The sequence below is a fragment of the Amycolatopsis sp. genome, from assembly GCF_025464955.1.
In the GTDB taxonomy this organism is placed as follows: Bacteria; Actinomycetota; Actinomycetes; order Mycobacteriales; family Pseudonocardiaceae; genus Amycolatopsis.
In genome coordinates this window covers 1-3,617 of record NZ_JAODNM010000144.1, presented here as the reverse complement: position 1 = coordinate 3,617, position 3,617 = coordinate 1, and the positions used below count along the sequence as shown (strand labels likewise).

The window sequence follows — 3,617 nt, the reverse complement described above, 5'->3', positions numbered from 1 at the left end:
CGCGACCGCCGACGCGTTCCTGGACATGTTGGCCGGCGGCAACACCGGCAAGATGGTCGTCCGCCTCGACTACTGAGGCCCGCTCCGACCAGTCACGAGTTGCCCCGATTCGACCAGGACCGGTTCGTCCGAACCGGGTGGGTGCACAGCAATGATCCTGCCGGTGAACTCGCAGGATCATTGCTGTGCCGATAACTGCCCAAACTGTCGAACCTGTCCGCTCACCCCACCCCAAAACGGGGACAACACGACGCACGAAAGTGGGGACAATGCTCTACGAAATCCGTCGCTACCAGGTCAAGCCCGGTCGGCGAGACGAATGGGTGCGCTACATGGAAGAAACCATCATGCCGTACCTCATCGAACGCGGCATGTCGGTGACGGCGTCCTTCCTCGACGAGGAGGACGAGAACGGCTACATCTGGATCCGCCGCTTCGAGGACGAGCAGGAACGGGACGAACTGTACGCCGCGGTCTACGAGTCCGACCGGTGGCAGCGCGAGATCTCCCCGGTCGTGTCGGACCTGGTGCTGCTCGACGAGATCACGGTCACCCGCGCCGTGCCGACGCGCCGCTCCGTGCTCCGCTGACCGCACCGGTCCGGTCGCCGCCGGCGACCGGGCAGCCCGAACAACTGTCCACATCGGAAAGGCAGCCATGTCCACCACGCAGACAACGTCGTCCGTAACCGGGTCGTCCGCAGCCGGTGAACCCCTCGGGTTCGACCCCGAGGCCCTCCGCGCCAAGTACCGGCTCGAACGCGATCGCCGCATCCGGCCCGACGGCATCGCGCAGTACCGGCGCACGGACGGCGAGTTCGGTCACGACGCCGACGCCCCGGATCCCACCTTCGACCGGCCTCCGCTGCGGGACCGCGTCGAGGTGGCGGTCATCGGTGGTGGCTTCGGGGGCCTGCTCACTGGTGCCCGGTTGCGGCAGGCCGGCGTGGAGGACATCCGGATGATCGAGGAGGGTGGCGACTTCGGCGGGGCATGGCACTGGAACCGCTACCCGGGCATCCACTGCGATATCGAGTCCTACGTTTACCTCCCGCTGCTGGAGGAACTCGGCTACCTGCCCGAGTGGAAGTACGCGCCTGGCGAAGAGATCCGCCAGCACGCCCGGGCGATCGGCCGGCACTTCGACCTCTACCGCGACGCCTGCTTCCATACCCGCGTCAGCGAACTGCGCTGGGACGAGGACAGCCGGGAATGGGAGATCAGCACCAACCGCGGCGATCACCTGCGGGCCCGCTATGTCGCGGTCGCCAGCGGCACGCTCAGCCAACCCAAACTGCCTGGCATCCCCGGCATCGAGACGTTCGGCGGGCGCACCTTCCACACGAGCCGGTGGGACTACGACTACACCGGCGGCGACGCCACCGGCGGTCTGTCCAAACTCGCCGACAAACGCGTCGCCCTGGTGGGCACCGGCGCCACCGCGGTGCAGGTCGTGCCGCATCTGGGACGGGACAGCCGGCACGTGTACGTGATGCAGCGGACTCCGTCCTCAGTGGATGTCCGCGGCAACCGCCGCACCGATCCGGCATGGAGCGAGTCGCTGCGACCTGGCTGGCAGAAAGAGCGGCGGGACAACTTCCTCGCCATCGTCTCCGGCGGACAGACCGACGAGGACCTCGTGTCCGACGGCTGGACCGGCAGCGCTCAACTGCTGCGCAAGCTCATGCCCAGCGCGACCTTCTCGCAGCTGCCGCCTGAGCGGCGGGAGCACGTGGAGGAGATCGTCGACTTCCAGAAGATGAACCAGCTGCGGGCCCGGGTGGACGAGATCGTCCAGAACCGGGCGACGGCAGAGGCGCTCAAGCCGTGGTACCGCTACATGTGCAAGCGGCCGACGTTCAGCGACACCTACCTGGAGACGTTCAACCGGCCCAACGTGACCCTGGTCGACACCGCGGACCACGGCGGCGTGCAACGCATCACCCACAACGCGGTCGTGGTCGGCGAGCACGAGTACGAGGTCGACTGCATCATCTTCGCCACCGGCTTCGACGTCGGGATCTCCGGCGTGCTGTCCGACCGGCTCAGCGTGCACGGCCGCGGCGGCGTCACCCTCGCCCAGTACTGGCAGGACGGACCGAGGACGCTGCACGGCTTCGCCAGCCACGACTTCCCCAACCTGTTCCACCTCGGCCCGCTGCAGAACGCCCGATCGGTGAACTTCACGCACATTCTCGACGAGCAAGCCCGCCATGTCGCAGCCGTGATCGCCGAGGCCCGCCGCCGGGGCGCACGGTACGTGGAGCCGACCGAGCAAGCCCAGGCCGACTGGGTGGCGACGATCCGCACGACCGCGCCGGACCAGCACAAGTTCCAGTCCGAGTGCACGCCCGGCTACTTAAACAACGAGGGCAAGCCGCGGTCACGCAGCGAAACCTACGGCGAGGGACCGCTGGCCTTCCACGCGCTGTTGCGGCAGTGGCGCTCCGCCGGCATGGACGACGTCCTGGTCGACGCCAAGCATTGAACCGAACATCAGCCACCTTCGGTTCCCGACCGCCTGTTCAATGCCGATGCGGAACCACCCGCGAGGCGGCTCCGTGAGTGCCCGTCGGCGCCTCGACGGCACCATCGAGCTGCTGGGCCGCGTGGACGACCAGCTCAAGGTCGACGGCTACCGCGTCGAACCCCACCAGGTCGAGACCGCGCTCGCGACCCACCCAGACATCACCCAGGCCGCCGTCACCGTCCACGCTAACGAGCCACGAGTCCTCTTTGGACAGAGCTGACCGGATCCCACCATTTCTGTCTGCTTTTACATCCTGAGGATACGGAAACTGCGGGTCCTCTAGTGAAACCACTGGCCCTGGCATGGTTTACGTCACACAGTCCACAATGTACGAATCGACCGGGGCATGTTTCCTATGTGGGTCGTCGTTTCCTGAGTGTGGCGGGTAGCGCCTGCAATGCCCGGCCCGCCGCGACGAGCGCGGCCCGGTCCTCCGCTGAAGAGTCCTCCTCAGATAGGCGACCCCAGAGAAAACACCTATCACTGCTTCGGGTGCGGCGAAGGCGGCACGGCGCCAACGTTCAGCGCCTCTGACCCCCACCGGACGAACTCGCCGACGCCCGATTTCGGTCATCGTGACGGATGCTGGCGTTGCTCTGGTTCCTACTCGCGTTTGCGCAAGGCATAGAAGGGACGAGCGGGTCAACAGTCTTTCGTTGGATGTAAGAACCAGTAGTAGCCGAAGCCAGTGTCAGTTCACTACTGTGTGAACGTAACTGGCCTGGCGATTGTCGGTAACGGGATCGGGACGGGATGCCGATTAGGGGAGGAGCGGCAGGGTTGCTCTGATCGAGAACACCGCGAATCTCGTAAAGCATTGACTCAACCGTTTTCGTACGTCGTGTTATCCCCGTTTGGGGTGGATGAGCGGACCGGCCCGCCAGCATCGGCAGGTTCGAGGCACAGCTATGGTCCCGCGAGTTCACGGGCGGATCTGCACGCCACACAACTGCCCGTCAGGCGAACCGGTCCTGGTCGAATCGGGGCAACTCGTGACTGGTCGGAGCGGGCCTCAGTAGTCGAGGCGGACGACCATCTTGCCGGTGTTGCCGCCGGCCAACATGTCCAGGAACGCGTCGGCGGTCGCG

Annotated in this window: 3 protein-coding genes; all 3 read left to right on the top strand. The window is 66.1% G+C overall.

The genetic code is table 11. The features are described 5' to 3' along the window. The first annotated feature begins 269 nt into the window (after positions 1–269). The 3 genes from JWQ81_RS37220 (at position 270) to JWQ81_RS37210 (ending at position 2,749) form a co-directional block, all read left to right on the top strand. Positions 270–590 carry an NIPSNAP family protein gene (locus tag JWQ81_RS37220; protein ID WP_297549169.1) on the top strand — a complete coding sequence of 107 codons (321 nt, stop codon included), beginning with the start codon at positions 270–272 and terminating at the stop codon, positions 588–590. 67 nt (positions 591–657) lie between these two features. Further along, entirely contained in the window at positions 658–2,487 is a 1,830-nt protein-coding gene (locus JWQ81_RS37215) for an NAD(P)/FAD-dependent oxidoreductase (RefSeq protein ID WP_297549167.1), read from the top strand. 73 nt (positions 2,488–2,560) lie between these two features. Further along, positions 2,561–2,749, top strand: a complete 189-nt coding sequence (locus JWQ81_RS37210; RefSeq protein ID WP_297549165.1) for a hypothetical protein — start codon at positions 2,561–2,563, stop codon at positions 2,747–2,749. Positions 2,750–3,617: the final 868 nt, after the last annotated feature.